2 protein-coding genes are annotated in these 1,003 nt (G+C 73.5%); both read left to right on the top strand.

Annotated elements, in window-relative coordinates:
* A partial coding sequence (locus G6022_RS16475; RefSeq protein ID WP_182692055.1) for an iron ABC transporter permease occupies positions 1-642 on the top strand: 642 nt, incomplete at its 5' end.
* A partial coding sequence (locus G6022_RS16470; protein WP_182692053.1) for an iron chelate uptake ABC transporter family permease subunit occupies positions 639-1,003 on the top strand: 365 nt, incomplete at its 3' end. The genes G6022_RS16475 and G6022_RS16470, both read left to right, overlap by 4 nt.

The raw sequence follows: 1,003 nt of genomic DNA, 5'->3' as shown, positions 1-1,003 counted from the left end.
GTCTTCGCGGTCGCCGGGTCGCTCACCGCCGGAATGGTGGTCGTGGGGGCCGGGCGACTCGGCGCGGATTCCGGCACCGGACTGGTGCTCGCGGGAGCCGCGGTGACGGCCGGCTGCACCGCGGCGACCTCGTCGCTGGTCATAGCCCTCCCCGGTGTGCTCGACCGGTTCCGCTTCTGGGGACTGGGATCAGTGGCACGCTCCGGGGCCCCGGAGATCACCGCCGCGGTGCCGTTCATCCTCCTCGGACTCGCGCTCGTCCTCGCCGGGGCCGCGTCACTCGACGCACTCGCGCTGGGCGACGACCTGGCGCGCGGGCTCGGGGTCGGCCCGGTGGCCGGCCGGGCGGTCGTCCTGGGTGGAGTGGTGATCCTGTCCGGGGTCGCCACCGCGCTGGCCGGCCCGATCGCGTTCCTTGGGCTCCTCGTCCCCCATCTGCTGCGCCGGCTCGTCGGGGTCGGCAACAGGGTGGTCCTGGGGTTGTCCGTGATCGTGGGCCCCGTCGTCCTGCTCCTCGCCGACACCGTGGGGCGTGTCCTCGCCCCGCCGGGTGAGATCGCCGTCGGTGTGATGACGGTGGCGATGGGCGTGCCGTTCCTGATCGCCATGCTGCGGATGAACCGGGGGGTGGGCGCCTCGTGAGCACCGCAGTCCTCGACCGACCCGCCGACCGGGTGGAGACGGACGAGCTCGTCCGGACACTCGCCGCCGGTCGCCGGAGACGAGCCCTGCTCCTTGTGCTCGCGCTCGTCGCCGCCCTCGTGGCGGCCATGGCCGTCCGCGTCCTCCTGGGTCGGTACACGGTGACCATCCCCGACTTCCTCGCCATCCTCGGAGGGGCGACCATTCCCGGCGCGACCTTCGTGGTGATGGAGGACAAGCTTCCCCGCGCGGTGTTGGGCGCACTGGCGGGGCTGGCGTTCGGCGCCTCCGGAGCCCTGTTCCGTCGCGTCCTGGGCAACCCACTGGCCAGCCCCGACATCCTGGGCATCTCCCACGGGGC

The sequence above is a fragment of the Dietzia sp. Cai40 genome, assembly GCF_014145165.1.
Lineage (GTDB): Bacteria > Actinomycetota > Actinomycetes > Mycobacteriales > Mycobacteriaceae > Dietzia > Dietzia natronolimnaea.
Note: the sequence above shows the minus strand (reverse complement) of the source record. Positions and strands in the feature narration are given on the sequence as shown.